The sequence below is a fragment of the Pseudomonas sp. LBUM1661 genome, from assembly GCF_059695925.1.
Map to the genome: position 1 here is coordinate 5,315,344 of NZ_CP166794.1, position 18,160 is coordinate 5,333,503.

Here is an 18,160-nt window from a genome sequence, read left to right on the forward strand (position 1 = left end):
GAAGGGCGCCCAAATAATCACTCAAACAGCGTTCCGGCCCGCCACTAGACGGCGGGCCGGACACACTGCCTTATAAACCCTGCTCTACAAATGGAACAGTCAGGGCCAATGCGGCATCCAGTGCGCCAGCGTCGGTACCGCCGCCTTGCGCCATGTCTGGACGACCACCGCCCTTCCCGCCCACTGCCGCAGCGGCTTGCTTCATCAAATCACCGGCTTTGAGTTGGCCAGTCAGGTCTTTGGTTACGCCTGCAACCAGAACGACCTTTTCCTCATGGACACTGCCGAGCAGGATCACTGCGCGGCCGAGTTTGTTTTTCAGCTGATCGACCAGCGCCAGCAGCGCCTTGCCGTCCTGACCGTCCAGACGCACGGCCAGCACTTTCACGCCTTTGACGTCCTGCGCGGATTCCGACAGATCGTCGCCCGCCGCGCTGGCTGCCTTGGCTTGCAACTGCTCGAGTTGCTTCTCCAGCAGACGGTTGCGCTCCAGCACAGCCGACAGCTTGTCGATCAGGTTGTCACGGCTACCCTTGACCAGGTTGGCCGCTTCCTTGAGTTGTTCTTCGGCAGCGTTCAAGTATGCCAGCGCCGCAGCACCGGTGACCGCTTCGATACGACGTACGCCCGAGGCCACACCGCCTTCGCTGATGATTTTCAGCAGGCCGATGTCGCCGGTACGGTTGGCGTGGATGCCACCGCACAGCTCGACGGAGAAATCACCGCCCATGCTCAGCACGCGTACGCTGTCGCCGTACTTCTCGCCAAACAGCGCCATGGCGCCTTTTTGCTTGGCGGTTTCGATGTCGGTTTCTTCGGTTTCAACGGCGGAGTTCTTGCGAATCTCGGCGTTGACGATCTCTTCCAGTTGCTTCAACTGCTCAGGCTTGATGGCTTCGAAGTGGCTGAAGTCGAAGCGCAGGCGCTGACTGTCGACCAATGAGCCTTTCTGCTGAACGTGATCGCCCAGCACCTGACGCAACGCGGCGTGCAGCAAGTGAGTCGCCGAGTGGTTCAGCGACGTCGCGTGACGCACGTCGGCTTCAACGTGGGCCTCAACCGGAGCCCCAACGATCAGACTGCCCGAGGCCAACACACCGTGATGCAGGAACGCACCGCCGGTTTTGGTGGTATCGCGCACGTCGAAACGGCTGTTGCCGGCCTGCAGGTAGCCGCAGTCGCCAATCTGACCGCCGGATTCAGCGTAGAACGGCGTCTGGTTGAGAACCACCACGCCCTCTTCGCCTTCGCTCAACACGTCGACTGATTGCCCTTCTTTATACAGGGCAACGACTTTCGCCGAACCTTTGGTGTTGTGGTAGCCGGTAAATTCGGTGGCGACATCAACCTTGACCAGGCTGTTGTAGTCCATGCCGAAGGAGCTGGCGGAACGGGCACGGACGCGCTGGGCTTCCATTTCGCGCTCGAAGCCCGCTTCGTCGATGGTCAGGTTGCGCTCGCGAGCGATGTCGCCGGTCAGGTCCATCGGGAAACCGTAGGTGTCGTAGAGTTTGAACACCACGTCGCCCGGCACCACGTCGCCTTTGAGTTCGGCCAGATCCTGCTCGAGGATTTTCAGGCCTTGTTCCAGGGTCTTGGCGAATTGCTCTTCTTCAGCTTTCAGCACGCGCTCGATGTGCGCCTGCTGGGATTTCAGCTCAGGGAACGCTTCGCCCATCTCGGCGACCAGGGCCCCGACGATCTGGTAGAAGAAGCTGCCCTTGGCGCCCAGTTTGTTGCCGTGACGGCAGGCGCGACGGATGATCCGGCGCAGCACGTAGCCGCGACCTTCGTTGGACGGCAGCACGCCGTCGGCGATCAGGAAACCGCAAGAACGAATGTGGTCGGCGACGACTTTCAGGGAAGCCTGATTGTCGTTGCTGCAACCGACGGCCTTGGCCGAAGCGCTCAGCAGGCTCTGGAACAGGTCGATTTCATAGTTCGAGTGAACGTGCTGCAGCACGGCACTGATCCGCTCCAGGCCCATGCCGGTGTCCACCGACGGTGCTGGCAACGGGTGCAACACGCCATCGGCGGTGCGGTTGAACTGCATGAATACGTTGTTCCAGATTTCGATGTAACGGTCGCCGTCTTCTTCCGGCGAGCCCGGTGGGCCGCCCCAGATGTCGGCGCCGTGATCGTAGAAAATCTCGGTGCACGGGCCGCACGGGCCGGTGTCGCCCATGGTCCAGAAGTTGTCGGACGCGTACGGCGCACCCTTGTTGTCGCCGATGCGAACCATGCGCTCGGCCGGAACGCCGATTTCCTTGGTCCAGATGTCGTACGCCTCGTCATCGCTGGCGTAGACGGTGACCCAGAGCTTTTCTTTAGGCAGGTTCAGCCACTGCTCGGACGTCAGGAAGTTCCAGGCGTAGGTGATCGCGTCACGCTTGAAATAGTCACCGAAGCTGAAGTTACCCAGCATTTCGAAGAAGGTGTGGTGGCGGGCGGTATAACCGACGTTTTCCAGGTCGTTGTGCTTGCCGCCGGCGCGCACGCATTTCTGGCTGCTGACGGCGCGGGTGTACGCGCGCTTTTCCTGGCCCAGGAAGCAGTCCTTGAACTGGTTCATCCCCGCGTTAGTGAACAGCAGGGTTGGGTCGTTGCCCGGAATCAAAGAGCTGGAGGCTACACGGGTGTGGCCTTGCTCTTCGAAGAAGCGAAGGAAGGCTTCACGGATTTCTGCGCTTTTCATTAGGTTCTTCCACGGAGGCTGCGGCCAAAGGCCTGTGCGAAACGTCAACAGACGAAGCGACGGCAAAGGGCCGCATTATATCGGCGTTAGTGACTAGGTACAGTGTGTTTGTACGTTACAACCAGTCAATTGGACGGCTAACACGGTCAGTGACGGGAAAAGTCGACAAATGTAGCGATAACCTTCTCGATTTGCGCCCGACTGACGTCCATGTGCGTGACCATTCGCAGGCGACTGGCAGCGCTGAGTTTGATCCCACGCTCGGCGGCAAAGGCTTTAATTGCTTCAGCCTTATCGCCCATCTGTACGTAAACCATGTTGGTCTGCACCGGCTCGACGCTGTAGCCGGCCTTACGCAGACCGTCGGCCAAAAACTGTGCGTTGGCGTGGTCGTCGGCCAGACGATGAACGTTTTTATCCAGGGCGTACAAACCTGCCGCCGCCAGAATACCGGCCTGACGCATGCCACCACCGACCATTTTACGCAAACGCCGCGCCTTGCCGATCAACTCCGCCGAACCGCACAGCACCGAACCGACCGGCGCGCCGAGGCCTTTGGACAGGCAAACCGAGACGGAATCGAAGTGCTGGGTGATTTCACGGGCGTCGACACCCAGTTTGACCGCAGCGTTGTACAGCCGCGCGCCGTCCAGGTGCAGTTGCAGACCGTGTTCACGGGTGAAACTGCGGGCCCGGGCCAGGTATTCCAACGGCAGCACCTTGCCCTGCATGGTGTTTTCCAGCGCCAGCAAACGGGTGCGGGCGAAATGGAAGTCGTCCGGTTTGATCGCGGCGGCGACCTGATCGAGATCCAGCGAACCATCGGCCTGCACTTCCAGCGGCTGGGGCTGGATCGAACCGAGCACTGCCGCACCGCCACCTTCGTACTTATAGGTGTGGGCCTGCTGGCCGACGATGTACTCGTCACCGCGTTCGCAATGGGCCATCAGGCCCAGCAGGTTGCTCATGGTGCCCGTGGGAACGAACAGCGCAGCGGCAAAACCCAGTCGTCGAGCCAACTCTTCTTCCAGGCGATTGACCGTCGGATCCTCGCCGTAAACGTCGTCACCGGTGGCTGCGTTGGCCATTGCGTGGAGCATGCCGGAGGTCGGTTGGGTGACGGTGTCGCTGCGAAGATCGATAACGCTCATGAATTGGCCTCGGTAAGCAGGGGGAAATCCCTTTCAAGTAGGAATTACTGCGGTCATGGCGACGAATAATCAACCCTTGCGTAGGAAAAGGCTTCTTGAATCGACGAAAAAGTCGATAGCAATCATCAGATAGCAGCGATGCACAGGCGAGAAATATGTGTTAAAAACGCTTCGCCGCCAAACATTCTCGCGGCAAAACGTTCTCAGGGCGGGGTGCAACTCCCCACCGGCGGTAATTGCGCGCAATGCGCATAGCCCGCGAGCGCTTGGTGGCAGCACGGCTTCGGCGGTGGCTGGCGGCAAGGTCAGCAGACCCGGTGTGATCCCGGGGCCGACGGTCATAGTCCGGATGAAGAGAGAACGGGATTGGCGCCAAAGGGCCGTCCACCGGCATTCGTGCGAGCGTGCGTACCCTTAAATCCCATTCGATTCATAAGCCCTGTTTTTCACACAAACAGGAACCAGAACATGCAACCCACCGCAATCGATAGCAAAAGCAAAAACCATCAGGGCGAGCGCGTTGCGTTCATCCAGGCCTGCTGGCACAAGGACATCGTCGATCAGAGCCGTAAAGGCTTTGTGGCCGAAATGATTGCCCAGGGTTATCAGGAATCGGACATCGATTTCTTCGAAGTCGGCGGTGCGTTTGAAATGCCGCTGCACGCCAAGTTACTCGCCAAGACCGGACGCTATGCCGGCATCGTTGCCGCAGCCCTGGTGGTGGATGGCGGGATCTACCGTCACGAGTTCGTTGCGCAGTCGGTAGTCAGCGGCCTGATGCAGGTTCAGCTGGAAACCGAAGTGCCGGTGTTCTCGGTGTCTTTGACCCCGCACCACTTCCATGCCGGTGAAGAACTGCATCATAAGTTCTTCTTCGAGCATTTCGTGCACAAAGGCCAGGAAGCGGCGAAGACTTGCGCGGATACGCTGCACAAGATGCGCGCATTGCGTCGCAGTGAGCCACGTGCGGTAGCGGTCTAAACACCGTACATAACTGTGGGAGCCAGCCTGCTGGCGATAGCGAAGTATCAGTCGACAACTACGGTGACTGACACATTGCAATCGCTAGCAGGCTAGCTCCCACATTGGTTTGTGTTGAGCTCAGGCGAGGTTTTCGTCGGTGGTTGGCACGATCAGGATGCCGGCACGCAGGCCGTTCTTCACCTTGGGGTTCGGGAAGATGATCCGGGCGCCCTCTTCCTCGATGATCCAGCGGGTCTGGGCGATGTCTTCGGCCAGCAGATAACCCACTTCCAATTCCGAAAAGTTCTCGATATCGACTGGCAGGTTCAGGCGGAAGCTATCGCTGTGCTTGATGATTTCCCGTGCCACGCTAAATAACTGCAAACCGTCCAGCGCCGTTTCGGTAGTGGCCGGCTCGTTACCTTCGATGATCTGCTGAAGACGGGTTTCCAGCAGCGAGACATTAACCTCATCGTTCTGCCCGAAGGGCCGCGCCTTGCCCAATTCGAGGGTGAAAGACTCGGCACCGAGCTTGTCGTAGGTGTAGGAGCTGAACACGATCGACGGTTTGTTCTGCAACAACACCGCTTCCATACCGGCCGCCCGCAAGCGGGCCAGTTCCAGGCGTGAATGCTGGCGGCCTTCCTTCCAGGGATACAAGGCGAACTGCTCGATTTTCGAGCCACGAATCGCGGTGTGCAGGTCGTAGTGCAGGCGATCACGGTCCGGCAGGCTGAAGAAACTCGCCGCCAGGCGCTCCAGTTCACAGGCGCGCAGGGCTTCGGAGCCGCTGCTTTGTTCGTGACGGCCATTGAACAGCCGATTGACGTCCTGCTCGACGAAACGCTCGCCCTTGCGAATCGCTTCGGGGTTGCCGAACAGGAACAGAATACGGGCGCGCGGCTTCAAGTCGCCGCGGGCGATGTCATGCAACAGGCGATCGAGCAACTCGATCGGCGCTGTTTCGTTGCCATGTATCCCGGCCGATAGCAGCAGGTCCAGGCGGTTGTCGCGAGCTTCCGGCGGCCGGACTTCCAGCGCGCCTTCGCTCAACCAGCGCATGCGCACGCCTTCGACAGTCAGTTGAGTCTTCTCCGCCGGTTCGCGGCCGGCGAGGGTCAGTTCAAGCAGTTTGCCGAGGGCGAGCATAGAGCGGTTTCCTTAGTGGTCGTGTGCGCAATCCGGGCCGTGCACGTGGTCTTCGTCACCGACTTCAGCCGGCTCCATTTCCAGTTGCAGACTTACCAGATTAGTCGCCAATGGGCGCAGCAGCAGGTTTGCGTATTCAGCGTCGCCTTCTTCGACGTCCACGCCGATCAGCAATTGGCCGCGGCCGTCCTGCTGGATCCACAGCTCTTTGCCTTGCCACAGGACCGCGACGCGGGTGCAGGAGGTTTCCAGTTGCGTGCCGTCGGTGTCTTCAAGGATCAGCTGCAGGGTATCGCTCATGTTTTTTACGCTCTCGACGTTCAATTGATCTGGAATGGATAAACCGCGCCCAGTTTAAGGATTTGCGTCAGTTCATCCAGTGCCGTCCGGCACTCAAGCAGCAATTGCGGGTCCGCCAGGTCGGTTTCGGCCATGCGGTCCCGGTAGTGCTTGTCGACCCATTCGGTCAACGTGCCGTACAACGGTGCCGTCATGATAACCCCTGGGTTGACGGCCGCCAGTTCGGTTTCGTTGAGTGCGACGCGCAGCCGCAGGCAAGCCGGGCCACCGCCGTTCTGCATGCTTTGCTTGAGATCGAACACTTTCACTTCGCGAATCAGGCCGCCGGAGCTGGTCAACCCTTGCAGGTATTGCCAGACACGCTCGTTGCCATGGCATTCTTCCGGCACGATCAACAGCATCGAACCGTCAGGACGCGTCAGCAGCTGGCTATTGAACAAGTAGGAACGCACCGCGTCTTCCACGGTGACTGCCGAACGCGGTACGCAGATCGACTGAAATTTCCCACCGACTTTGGCGAGTTTGCTCTGCAATTCAGCCAGCATCTGCTCGGTGTCGAGGAACGCGTCCTCGTGATAGAACAGCACTTCGCCGTTACCGACCGCGATCACGTCGTTGTGGAACACGCCCTGGTCGATCACCGAAGGGTTCTGCTGGGCGAAGACCACGCCGTCGTCGCTCAAACCGTGCAAACGCGCAACGGCCTGGGACGCTTCGAGCGTCTGGCGCGCCGGGTACTTTTGCGGTGCCGGGTAGCGGGTATCGAATGCGCTGCGACCGAACACGAAGAACTCGACGCCGGCCTTGCCGTACTCACGGCAGAAACGGGTGTGGTTGGCCGCGCCTTCGTCACCGAACTGCGCCACGGCCGGCAACGCGGCGTGGTGCGCGAAGTGCTTCGGGTCGGCGAACATGGCGCCGAGTACGCGGCTGGTGGTCGGGTGTTCGATGCTGCGGTGGTATTTGCAGTTCAGGTTGGCCGCGGTGAAATGCACGCGGCCATCCGCCGTGTCGGCGCTCGGGCTGACCGTGGCGGCGTTCGCCACCCACATGCTCGACGCCGAGCAGCTGGCCACCAGCAATGGCATCGCGTCTTTGGCGGCTTGTTCGATCACTTGGGCGTCGGTGCCGCTGAAACCCAAACGGCGCAGGGCTGCCACGTCCGGACGTTCCTGTGGCGCGAGAACGCCTTGCTGAAAGCCCATTTCCATCAGCGCTTTCATTTTCGCCAGGCCTTGCAGCGCGGCTTCCTTCGGGTTCGAAGATTGCTGGCTGTTGCTTTGGGACGCGACGTTGCCGTAGGACAGACCGCCGTAGTTATGAGTCGGCCCCACTAGACCGTCAAAATTGACTTCATAGGATTTCATCAGCGAGGCTCCACGAGAATTCTGTTGTTATAGGCATCAGGTAACAATTCTTTTAGACCGAGGCGCGGCCATCGCCAGCAGGCTGGCTCCCACAGTGATTGCGTCGTACACAACATGTATGAACACCACCGAACCTGTGAGAGCCAGCTGGCTAGCTCCCTCAGTGATTGCGTCGTACACAACATGTGTGAACACCACCGAACCTGTGGGAGCCAGCCTGCTGGCGATAGGCATCACACCATTTTCACGCCTGGCGTGAGGGCCGCTGGCAAGGTCAGGCTCGGGGTTTCCAGCGAGGCCACCGGGTATGCGCAGTAATCGGCGGCGTAATAAGCGCTGGCGCGGTGGTTGCCCGAGGCGCCGACGCCGCCGAATGGCGCGCTGCTCGCCGCACCGGTCAGCTGCTTGTTCCAGTTGACGATACCGGCGCGGCTTTCCAGCCAGAACTGCTGATAACGCGCTTCGGAGTCCGACAGCAAACCGGCCGCCAGGCCATAGTCGGTGTCGTTGGCTTCAGCAATCGCCGCTTCAAAATCAGCGTAGCGGATCACTTGCAGCAACGGGCCGAACAGCTCTTCGTCAGGACGGTCGGCCACCGCTGTCACGTCCAGAATGCCAGGCGTCAGCAACGCGGCTTGCGCCTGCGGTTGCGTCATTTCCAGCAATGCCACTGCGCCGTTGGCCAGCAAATGCTCCTGCGCTTCCATCAGCGCTTTCGCAGCACCCAGGGAAATCACCGAGCCCATGAACGGCGCCGGTTGCTGATCAAAGGCACCGACTTCAATCGTCGAGCTGACCGCCACCAGACGCGCCAGCAGTGTGTCGCCCCAGGCGCCTTGCGGCACCAGCAAGCGGCGTGCACAGGTGCAACGCTGACCGGCAGAAATGAACGCCGACTGGATGATGGTGTAGACGGCGGCATCGAGGTCCGCGACCTGATCCACCACCAGCGGGTTGTTACCGCCCATCTCCAGCGCAAGGATCTTGTCCGGACGACCGGCGAATTGCTGGTGCAGGTGATTGCCGGTGCGGCTCGAACCGGTGAAGAACAACCCGTCGATGCCCGGGTTCGCCGCCAGGGCAATACCGGTTTCGCGAGCGCCTTGCAGCAGGTTCAACACGCCGGCCGGCAGACCGGCTTCGATCCAGCACTTGACCGTCAATTCAGCCACTTTCGGCGTCAGTTCGCTGGGCTTGAACAGCACGCTGTTACCGGCCAGCAGCGCCGGGACGATGTGACCGTTTGGCAAGTGACCAGGGAAGTTGTACGGACCGAACACCGCCACCACGCCGTGTGGTTTGTGGCGCAATACGGCAGTGGCGTCGCCCAATGGGCCGCTCTTCTCGCCGGTACGTTCGCGGTAGCTCTGCACCGAGATCGCAATCTTGTTGACCATGCTGGTGACTTCGGTCGCCGATTCCCACAGCGGTTTACCGGTTTCCTCGCCGATGGTGCGAGCCAGTTCGTCAGCGTTGTTCTTCAGGGCGGCGGCGAAAGCCTCCAGCACGCTGATGCGCTCTTCCAGGGTGCGACGGGCCCAGCCCGGGAACGCCTGACGTGCGGCTTGCACGGCGGATTCGACCTGAGCGGTGGTGGCGCCTTCGCCGGCCCACAGCACTTGCTGGGTCACCGGGTTCAGCGATTGAAAGGCCTCGCCTTGGCCGGCCAGCCATTCACCTGCGATGTAAAGCGAATTCATTATTTCGACTCCCGGGCAGCGGACAACGGAACGGCGCGCACTTGATCGCCGGCGTTGAGTTGAAGACGTTTGGCGGTCAGCGGATCAACCACTAACGTGCCGGCGGCGAAGCGTGCTGGCGCGGCAGTAATCCGGCAGTCTTCGCGCTTGCGGTTGTGAATCAGGAAGGGCGTGGCGTCGTCACCCGGCGTACCGATGGCCAGCACCAGCGCCTGGCTGTCGCGCACGGCGCGGATCTTGCCGGTTTCGCACTCCACCGCCGGGCCCGCGTCGAAAATGTCGACGTAGCCTTGGTAGCTGAAACCTTCGCTCTTGAGCATGGCCAGTGCCGGCTCGGTGTCCGGGTGAACCTGACCAATCACGTTGCGCGCATCGGGCGACAGGAAGCAGGTGTACAGCGGGAATTTCGGCATCAGTTCGGCGATGAACGCCTTGTTGCCGACGCCCGTCAGGTAATCCGCCTGGCTGAATTCCATCTTGAAGAAGTGCCGACCCAGGCTTTCCCAGAACGGCGAGCGCCCGGCTTCGTCAGACATGCCGCGCATCTCGGCGATGATCTTGTTGCCGAACAATTGCGGGAACTCGGCGATGAAGACCATCCGCGCCTTGGCCAGCATGCGGCCGTTGAGGCCCGTGCGGTAGTCGGCGTGGAGGAACAGCGAGCACAGCTCGGAGTTGCCGGTCAGGTCGTTGGCCAGGAACAGCGTCGGAATTTCGCGGTAGATGTTCAGCTCCTGGGAAGCGCTGACGGTCAGGCCGACCCGGAAGTTGTACCAAGGCTCACGCAGGCCGACGGCGCCGGCGATGGCGGAAATGCCCACCACGCGACCGTTGTCGTCTTCGAGCACGAACAGGTAGTCCGCATCGCCCCGCCCGGCTTCGCCGCGAAAGGTCTTCTCGGCCCAGCCGACCCGATGGGCCAGCCGTTCTTCGTTGGCCGGCAAGGTGGTCAGGCCGGTGCCGGTGCTGCGGGCCAGGTCGATCAGAGCGGGTAAATCGCTGCTGCGTACGGGACGAACGATCATGCTATCTCCTCAAACGGGCCGCTTGCGCCACCCGTGAAACTTCGCTGCTTTCTAGGCAATCAACAGGCGTCAAACTGCGACCAGGCGCACGCTGGCACCTTCACCGACGCCCAGGGCTTCGGCCGCGTCCAGATCCAGGGTCACGGGTTTGCCCGGCGCGTAATCGAGCTCAAGCAACACGGCGCGGTAATCCTGCAACTGGGCGTTGGCCACCAGGTACTGACGACCGGCGCCTTTGACCGGCTCACCGATTTTCACCGGGACCACGCGGCTCTGGGCGATCGAACGGATCCCCGAAACGCGCGCATGCAGCGTTGGGCCACCGTCGAAAATGTCGATGTAGTGATCGGTCTCGAAGCCTTCGCGCATCAGAATGTCGAAGGTGATCTGCGCCCGAGGGTGCACCTGGCCCATTGCTTCTTGAGCGGAGTCCGGCAGCAACGGCACGTAGATCGGGTAATGCGGCATCAACTCGGCGAGGAACGTCCGGCTTTTCAGCCCGCACAAGCGTTCGGCTTCGGCGTAGTTGAGGTCGAAGAAGTTGCGACCGATGGCGTCCCAGAAGGGCGAATCGCCGTTTTCATCGCTGTAACCGACAATCTCGGTCACCACGGAATCGGCAAAACGCTCCGGATGGCTGGCGACGAACAACAGACGACCACGAGAATTCAGTTCCGCCCACGGCGAACCCACCAGCTCGCGCTGCACGTAGAAACTGGTCAGCAAGCTGTTGCCGGTCAGGTCGTGGCATTGCGAAAGCACGTGGATCTTGTTGTGAATCTTCAGCTCGCGGGAGGCGTGAACGAAGGTTTCGTTACGGAAGCTGTAGAACGGCTCCGAATAACCGGCCGAGGCCACGATGGCCGAGCAGCCCACCAGTTTGCCGGTGGCGGAATCTTCGAGGACGAAGAAGTAGCTCTCTTCACCGTTGAAGCTGACTTCAGCGGCGAACGAAGCTTCGCTCGCGGCGATCTTGTCGCTCAGGCGTTCAACGTCATCCGGCAAGGAAGTGACACCAATCGGGCTGTCCGCAGCCAGACGCTGTACCTCGCCCAGATCAGCCATTTGCGCGGGGCGCATCACCAGCATGGTGTCACTCCTTAATCTCAGAACTTACAGAAGAAAAAATCCCGGGCGATCCCTGAAACAACTCAGAGTCAACTGTGGGAGCTAGCCTGCTAGCGATTGCGTCCTGTCAGGCAACAATGATGTTGGCTATCAGGCCCTCATCGCTAGCAGGCTAGCTCCCACACTTTTGATCCAGCCCGAAACAAAAATTGGGTTCGACGCCTGAAATGTCAGGCGTCGAAGGGTCTATCAGGCTTGCGTCAGTTTTGCTGCGGCGCGTTCGAAGCGGTCCAGGCCGGCATCGATATCGGCGTCTTCCACCACCAGGCTTGGGGCGAAACGCACCACGTCCGGGCCGGCCTGCAGAATCATCAGGCCTTCTTTTTCAGCGGCGTTGAAGATGTCCTTGGCCTTGCCTTTCCAGGCTTCGCTCAACACGCAACCGATCAACAGGCCCATGCCACGGACCTGGGTGAACAGGCCGTACTTCTCGCCGATCTGCTCCAGGCGAGCCTTGAACTTGTCGTGCTTGGCGTTGACGCCGGCCAGCACTTCAGGGGTGTTGACCACGTCGATCACCGCTTCCGCGACCGCGCACGCCAGCGGGTTACCACCATAGGTGGTGCCGTGGGTGCCGACGACCAGGTGTTTGGCCAGGTCTTCGGTGGTCAGCATGGCCGCGATCGGGAAACCGCCGCCCAGGCTCTTGGCACTGGTCAGGATGTCCGGCGTCACGCCGTAGTGCTGGTAGGCGAACAGCTTGCCGCTGCGGCCCATGCCGGTTTGTACTTCGTCAAAAATCAGCAGCGCATTGTGCGCGGTGCAGAGTTCGCGGGCGCCTTGCAGGTATTCGAGTTCAGCCGGGATCACGCCGCTTTCGCCCTGGATCGGTTCCAGCACCACCGCGCAGGTCTTGTCGGAAATGGCGGCTTTCAGCGCGGCCAGATCGTTGAACGGTACGTGGGTGATGCCGGTGATTTTCGGACCGAAGCCATCGGAGTACTTCGACTGGCCACCGACGTTCACGGTGAACAGGGTACGACCGTGGAAGCTGTTGAGCGCGGCGATGATTTCGTACTTCTCGCTGCCGAACCGATCAAAACCGACGCGACGGGCCAGCTTGAAAGCGGCCTCGTTGGCTTCGGCGCCGGAGTTGCAGAAGAACGCACGGTCGGCAAACGTCGCATCGATCAGCTTATGCGCCAGGCGCAGGGCCGGCTCATTGGTGAACACGTTGGACACGTGCCACAGCTTGTTCGCCTGCTCGGTCAACGCAGCGACCAGCGCCGGGTGTGCGTGGCCCAAAACGTTAACGGCAATCCCGCCGGCGAAGTCGATCAGCTCGCGGCCAGACTGGTCCCAGACGCGGGAACCGGCGCCACGCACAGGAATGAATGCGGCGGGCGCATAGTTGGGAACCATTACCTGGTCGAAATCAGCGCGTTGTACCGCAGCGTGCTCAACGGACATCGGAGTCTCCTGATGAGGAACACCCGCCTGAAACTGGCGAGCGATGAGGGGATTGTAAGGACAGTTTTCAGCCCGGCCTTGCCGCCAAGCGACAACTTCTTATAGCGCAAACCCCGGATTTTCACGGGTTTACGGCAATGCGACATATAGGGTCGCAAAGGCGCAGTTTAAACTGCTACCGGGGTTTGCGGCAGGCTTGGCGGGATCTTACTCAAGACGATTTCACGGTGGCGGTAACTATGTACCGCACAGGGGTGGTATTCGTGGGGTTTGCTGTGGGCCTTCTGAAACGTAAATGGCCCCTCCATGAACTTCGACACCGAACCCGCCATACCACCGCCGTTCAGGCCGGACACTCACTACCAGCACCTGAGCCGCGTTATCCCGCACTGGCTGACACTGGCCTCCAGACAAAAACGCGACGCCCTTTCGAAGAGCAGGCCACGCCTACCCGACGCGATCAAAAACGCATCGCGCAGCCAGCACGCAGCATTGAGCGCATTGAACGCTCAACACTGGACCGCACAAAACCGCGTCGACCAGACCCTGGCGCACCTGCAGAACGCCAGCGCGTTCGCCGCTCCCCTGCTTCAAGCCGCCATCCGGCAGCGTTTCAATCTTGAGCTGGACGTCAGCCAGACATTCCTGCGCCTGTACATCCCCGCGCACCTCCCATGGCTGCGATTGAAATCCGGCGCGGCGCGCATCTGGACCGTGTCGCTGCTGGACGCCGCGCTGCACAATTTCGAAAGCACCGAAACCGAAGCCGACGCCTTTGAGCCCGCGTCGACTTACATCACACCGCCCTCTTCCACCGGGCAGTTCAAAACACTGCCGCAGATTCAGCAGACGATGCCTATCGCAGCGTTCGCCCTGCTGTGCCGTGAACTCGACATCGGCGAGCGCTATAAACAATATCTGGAAGATAACCTGGGCATCAGCAATCCAGTGGCGTCGGCGATCCTGCAACCGAACATTCGCCAGAGCCAGCAAACCGCCCTGACCGCTGCGCTGCACATGGCGCACCTGCAAAACCTGCTGGACAGCGAGGTCCAGCGGCTGATCCTCGGTCTGGTCGAGCACCCGCCGCTTGCGCGTTTGCACGGACAGCCGTGGAAATGCCATGAACTGACGATCATGAATGCGCGCCTGACCGGCATTCTGCTGTTTGCCCCGGAACTGGAGCGCGCCCGGGAAGCGGTCCGGGTGGTGGCCTACATCCCCGACGACCCCGAACATCCGATCAAGGAGTACGCCTCGTCAGCAGCCTTCGCCGAGGAACTGAGCCAGCGCCTGCGCGATCCGGCCTATCAACAATTTTTCAGCCGCTTCATCGACCATGAGGATCGCGGCCACTTCTTCACTCAATTGAACAGCCAACTCAACCCGATCACCTGGCAACCGGTGCCACCTGGCGATTCGCGCCCGACCTGGAGAGAAAACCCCAACCAGCGCCCGAACCTGCAAATAGCGGCAACCCCCATCAGGGGTGATCTATGGGTTCATCTTTATCAACGCCAGCTCGACAAGATCCTTAATGATGCGCGTGTCATCGCCGTCTCCACCGCCACAGTCGACCGCAAAGCGCGCTGGGCGTTATGGGATTCCTTCACGGAAATCGCCTCGGCACTGCTGAACATCGCAGCCTTCATCGCGCTGCCGTTCGTGCCGTTTCTCGGCGAACTGATGCTGGCGTACATCGCGTACCAGTTGCTCGATGAAACCTTCGAAAGCATCGTCGATTGGGCAGAAGGCCAGACGAGCGAAGCTTTCGAGCATTTCATGGCGATGGTCGAATCTGCGGTGCAACTGGGCACCTTTGCCGCGGGCGGCGCGATTGCGGCCAGCGAATTTCGCGCGGTGCTGCCGCGGGAAGTGGTGCAGTTCATCGACCGCTTCAATTCGGTGAAACGCCCCAATGGCGACAGCCGTTACTGGAAGCCTGACCTGACGGCTTACGAGCATTCCGTCGCACTGCCAAAAGACGCGAAACCTGACGCGACGGGACTGCACCGGCATCAAGGCAAAACCTTGCTGACGCTCGACGACAACCTCTACTCAGTTAAACAGCTGACCGGTCAGCATCGCATCGAACACCCCACTCGCCCCGAGGCCTACCAACCGATCCTGAGGCACAACGACCAAGGCGCCTGGCAGACTGAACTTGATCAACCACTGACCTGGGACCAGGCCACTTTGCTGCGGCGTATCGGCCCGGACATGCAAGGTTTTTCCGCAAGCGAGCGTGAACGCATGCTGTTCATCAGCGGCTGCCATGAAGACGTCCTGCGCAAAATGCATGTGAATGCCGAGCAAGTGCCCCCGCTGCTGGCCGATACGTTGAAGCGCTTCAAGATTGACCGGGGTCTTCAGACTTTCATCGAGCAAATCGGCAGCGACCGGCCAGATGAGTACCTGAACGCCGATCCGGCGATGCAACTGGAACTGCTCTGCGACTACGGTTACTGGCCAGCGGACAAGGGGCTGCGACTGGTCGATACGACAGGAAAAACCGTCTGGGAACGCGTCATGGCTGACCAGTCCGTGGTGCAGGTCAATCAAGCGCAACTGGACAATGGCGACCTGATCAAAACGCTCCTGCCAACGCTCGACGATGCCGGCGCGAGATCACTGCGCCGCACACTGGCCGAGCTCACCGAAGCCAAGCGGGAAAGCCTTTTCAGCCAGCACTACCGCCGACTCGAACACGCTGCGCGCCCCTTGGTGCAGCGAATCATCGACACCGAGCCTGGCTTGCCCACCCGCCTCACCGAAGCGCTGCTCGACACCACCAGCGCCCAGGAACGGCAGCAACTGGAGCGAGGAACGGTGTCGAAACGCCTCATGGATCTGGCGCAAGAAGCAGGCCTGCAAGTGCGGGTGACTCGCGCTTATGAAGGCCTCGAGTTGCACTCGACGCGTAATAATCTCGACACCGATCGCTTGGTGTTACACACGCTGGAACGCTTGCCTGGCTGGTCGAGACAACTGCAACTGGAGATTCGCCAATACGCCACCGATGGACAACTGATCGACCGCATCGGCAACCCGGACGCCGTTTCGCGCAAGGTTCTGGTGTTGACCGATGCAGGTGCCTATCAAGCCTACGATGAGGCGGGCGAGCCGCTCAACAGCGCCGACACCCTCTATTCCAGTCTGTTGCGGGCGCTGCCCGACAGTGAACGAATCGCCCTGGATATCAACGTGGGAGAAGGCGAAAGACTCAAGCAGCTGATTCGTACCCACGCCGTCAATCGTGAAACGTTGCGTGCACTGCTGGCGCAACAGCCGATCCTCAAGCCCGCCTATGATCCGGCGGTGATGCGCTTGCTGGGCGGGTCGGATGGATATCGGCGGATGCCGGCCAACACGCCTTCCTTGCAAAGCCACATTTATCGGCTGTTTCCTCATCTGACAGCAGAAGAACTCGAGGCCTTTGCCGAGCGGTTGCAACGAAATCCCGGCGGGCCACGTGCTGAGCTCCAGCGTCTGTTCAATCAACACGCACAATTGTTCGATGAACTGGATGAGTGGCGTGATGCGATACCGCTGTTTATCCCGGATACGTCAATCAGGTTGAACGTCGAGCAATTCGCCACGCAGCGGCAAGGGCGCCGGGAGATGACAGGCCGGTTACTGGACTGCTGGCGCCGCCAGGCCACACACGACACCGCCAATGACGAACCGTTTTCCTTCAATTTCTCCCAGCCGATTTGGGGAGAGCTGCCCAGGCTGACCGTTGATTTCCCACAGGTGCGCAACCTGCTGCTTGAAGGCCATCGCGCCACGCGCGGTGTGAATGATTTTTTGAAGGGATTTTCCGGACTCAATCGTTTGGCGATGCGCGATTTCGAATTGGGTCAGTTGCCGGATGCCATTGTGCGCTGGCCGCAACTCAGCGAACTGATCCTCAGCAATTGCGCAGTGACTCTCACCGAACAGAACCAGGCCACCCTTTCGGCCCTGAACCACTTGCGCGTTCTCGATCTGTACAAAAATCCGCTCGGTGTGTCCCCTTCTCTGGAGAACATGCCTGACCTGAACTACATCGACCTTTCCAGCGCCGGCCTACACCAACTTCCCCCAGGACTATTGACGCGGCCTCGCCTGCGAACGGCCTTGCTCAATGACAACCAGATCGAGGAACTGCCGTCCGCGCTTTTCAGCTTGCCCAGCAATATGCAGGAGGGTTTCGACCTGGGAGGAAATCCGATTTCCGCTGCGGGCCGTGAACGCATCAAGATTCATTTCAACCAGACTCATCGCGACTTCGGCATCTTTGCCGAACAAGCCGACATCCGGCGACTGCAAGTGCTTTATCCGCGACTGGATCGGGAAGAAGCCAGCGAGTTCATCTACCGCCAGCCTGGGTCGCTGGCCGAGGGCCGAGCCGAACTGGTACGCCTGGAAACCGAGTACGACACCTTGCGCAACGAACTGGCCGCCTGGACTGCCGACATCCCCGCGCTACACCCGGTCAGCGGCGAACCCTTTACCCCACAGCAACTGATGATCGAACACGCCACCCGCGATGAATTCAAACAGCGGGTAGAACGCTGCTGGCGTCGAGAGACCGACCTGGATGATTTGAATCAAGAATTTGAGCCCACCTATGAGCTGACGCTGAGCACCATCACCACCGGCGAACTGCCTGTATTGCAGGCGGACTTCAGCCACGTGTCACTGCTGTACCTGCACAGCGACGCAGGACTGACCTCCGGCGCCGGGCGTTTTCTACAGTGTTTTCCTCAACTCAAGAGCCTGACCATCCGTGATTACGCGCTGCACGAAATGCCGGAAGCCATCTTCAGAATGGGCAAGTTGACGTCGCTGGCACTGAGCGAATGTGAAATTACCCTGACCGCTCAAGCCGTGCAGGAACTGGCGCAGTTGGAGCAACTCGACTATCTGGACCTGAGCTACAACCCGCTGGGATTGCCCCCCGACGTCAGTCAGATGCCGGAACTATCCACCCTGCTGCTGACTCATGCGGGTATCACTGAACTGCCGCCGGGCCTGCTGAATCTGACACGACTGGATGTCGCTGACCTGAGTGACAACGCGATCACCCACATCCCCCACGACATCCTGGAGCTGCCACTGGAAATCGCCGAAAGCATCAACTTGAGGGGTAATCCGCTAAATGCGCAGAGCGTGCAAACACTGATCGCTTACTTCAAAAAAACCAGCACCGACTTCGGTGTCGAAGCCGTGATCGAACAGGCTGAAATGGAGGTGTCGACTTCCGAGGACTCTGATGTCGACGAGTGAC

General features: G+C 60.3%; 11 protein-coding genes and 1 riboswitch. Of the genes, 2 read left to right on the forward strand and 9 right to left on the reverse strand.

Annotated elements, in window-relative coordinates:
- Window positions 1–70 precede the first annotated feature (70 nt).
- Both alaS and ltaE read right to left on the reverse strand, forming a co-directional pair.
- On the reverse strand, window positions 71–2,695 hold the full coding sequence (gene alaS / locus ACA057_RS24355) for an alanine--tRNA ligase (protein ID WP_497343009.1): 2,625 nt from the start codon (window positions 2,693–2,695) through the stop codon (window positions 71–73).
- A gap of 146 nt (window positions 2,696–2,841) precedes the next feature.
- Window positions 2,842–3,846 (reverse strand): low-specificity L-threonine aldolase, encoded by a 1,005-nt coding sequence (gene ltaE, locus ACA057_RS24360; RefSeq protein ID WP_497343011.1) that lies wholly within the window; start codon window positions 3,844–3,846, stop codon window positions 2,842–2,844.
- 195 nt (window positions 3,847–4,041) lie between these two features.
- A riboswitch (FMN riboswitch) is annotated at window positions 4,042–4,212 on the forward strand.
- Between the two features lie 102 nt (window positions 4,213–4,314).
- Here ltaE and ACA057_RS24365 point away from each other — a divergent pair.
- Entirely contained in the window at window positions 4,315–4,827 is a 513-nt protein-coding gene (locus ACA057_RS24365; RefSeq protein WP_059404892.1) for a 6,7-dimethyl-8-ribityllumazine synthase, read from the forward strand.
- Window positions 4,828–4,947: 120 nt separating this feature from the next.
- On the opposite strand, the gene astE is transcribed toward ACA057_RS24365, so the two are convergent.
- The 7 genes from astE to ACA057_RS24400 form a co-directional block, all read right to left on the reverse strand.
- Window positions 4,948–5,958 carry a succinylglutamate desuccinylase gene (astE, locus tag ACA057_RS24370; RefSeq protein ID WP_497343013.1) on the reverse strand — a complete coding sequence of 337 codons (1,011 nt, stop codon included), beginning with the start codon at window positions 5,956–5,958 and terminating at the stop codon, window positions 4,948–4,950.
- A gap of 12 nt (window positions 5,959–5,970) precedes the next feature.
- A complete protein-coding gene (locus tag ACA057_RS24375) occupies window positions 5,971–6,258 on the reverse strand; it encodes a hypothetical protein (RefSeq protein ID WP_010457234.1) in 288 nt (95 codons plus the stop codon).
- A 20-nt stretch (window positions 6,259–6,278) separates the two neighbouring features.
- Window positions 6,279–7,625, reverse strand: a complete 1,347-nt coding sequence (astB, locus tag ACA057_RS24380) for an N-succinylarginine dihydrolase (protein ID WP_497343015.1) — start codon at window positions 7,623–7,625, stop codon at window positions 6,279–6,281.
- Between the two features lie 233 nt (window positions 7,626–7,858).
- Entirely contained in the window at window positions 7,859–9,328 is a 1,470-nt protein-coding gene (gene astD / locus ACA057_RS24385; protein ID WP_497350010.1) for a succinylglutamate-semialdehyde dehydrogenase, read from the reverse strand.
- On the reverse strand, window positions 9,325–10,350 hold the full coding sequence (gene astA, locus ACA057_RS24390) for an arginine N-succinyltransferase (RefSeq protein WP_401362272.1): 1,026 nt from the start codon (window positions 10,348–10,350) through the stop codon (window positions 9,325–9,327). The genes astD and astA overlap by 4 nt, the downstream gene beginning before the upstream one ends.
- Before the next feature lie 69 nt (window positions 10,351–10,419).
- On the reverse strand, window positions 10,420–11,439 hold the full coding sequence (aruF, locus tag ACA057_RS24395) for an arginine/ornithine succinyltransferase subunit alpha (RefSeq protein WP_497343017.1): 1,020 nt from the start codon (window positions 11,437–11,439) through the stop codon (window positions 10,420–10,422).
- 228 nt (window positions 11,440–11,667) lie between these two features.
- Window positions 11,668–12,888, reverse strand: coding sequence for an aspartate aminotransferase family protein (locus ACA057_RS24400; protein WP_497343019.1), 1,221 nt, complete (start codon window positions 12,886–12,888; stop codon window positions 11,668–11,670).
- A gap of 306 nt (window positions 12,889–13,194) precedes the next feature.
- On the opposite strand from ACA057_RS24400, the gene ACA057_RS24405 reads away from it, so the two are divergent.
- Entirely contained in the window at window positions 13,195–18,159 is a 4,965-nt protein-coding gene (locus tag ACA057_RS24405) for a dermonecrotic toxin domain-containing protein (protein WP_497343021.1), read from the forward strand.
- Window position 18,160 lies beyond the last annotated feature (1 nt).

What these genes read in the sequence shown, in the direction of transcription:
- astB (WP_497343015.1), bottom strand. Translation starts at nt 7,625, where the DNA reads ATGAAATCCTATGAAGTCAATTTTGACGGTCTAGTGGGGCCGACTCAT.
- aruF (WP_497343017.1), bottom strand. Translation starts at nt 11,439, where the DNA reads ATGCTGGTGATGCGCCCCGCGCAAATGGCTGATCTGGGCGAGGTACAG.
- ACA057_RS24375 (WP_010457234.1), bottom strand. Translation starts at nt 6,258, where the DNA reads ATGAGCGATACCCTGCAGCTGATCCTTGAAGACACCGACGGCACGCAA.
- alaS (WP_497343009.1), bottom strand. Translation starts at nt 2,695, where the DNA reads ATGAAAAGCGCAGAAATCCGTGAAGCCTTCCTTCGCTTCTTCGAAGAG.
- ACA057_RS24400 (WP_497343019.1), bottom strand. Translation starts at nt 12,888, where the DNA reads ATGTCCGTTGAGCACGCTGCGGTACAACGCGCTGATTTCGACCAGGTA.
- astE (WP_497343013.1), bottom strand. Translation starts at nt 5,958, where the DNA reads ATGCTCGCCCTCGGCAAACTGCTTGAACTGACCCTCGCCGGCCGCGAA.
- ACA057_RS24405 (WP_497343021.1), top strand. Translation starts at nt 13,195, where the DNA reads ATGAACTTCGACACCGAACCCGCCATACCACCGCCGTTCAGGCCGGAC.
- astA (WP_401362272.1), bottom strand. Translation starts at nt 10,350, where the DNA reads ATGATCGTTCGTCCCGTACGCAGCAGCGATTTACCCGCTCTGATCGAC.
- ACA057_RS24365 (WP_059404892.1), top strand. Translation starts at nt 4,315, where the DNA reads ATGCAACCCACCGCAATCGATAGCAAAAGCAAAAACCATCAGGGCGAG.
- ltaE (WP_497343011.1), bottom strand. Translation starts at nt 3,846, where the DNA reads ATGAGCGTTATCGATCTTCGCAGCGACACCGTCACCCAACCGACCTCC.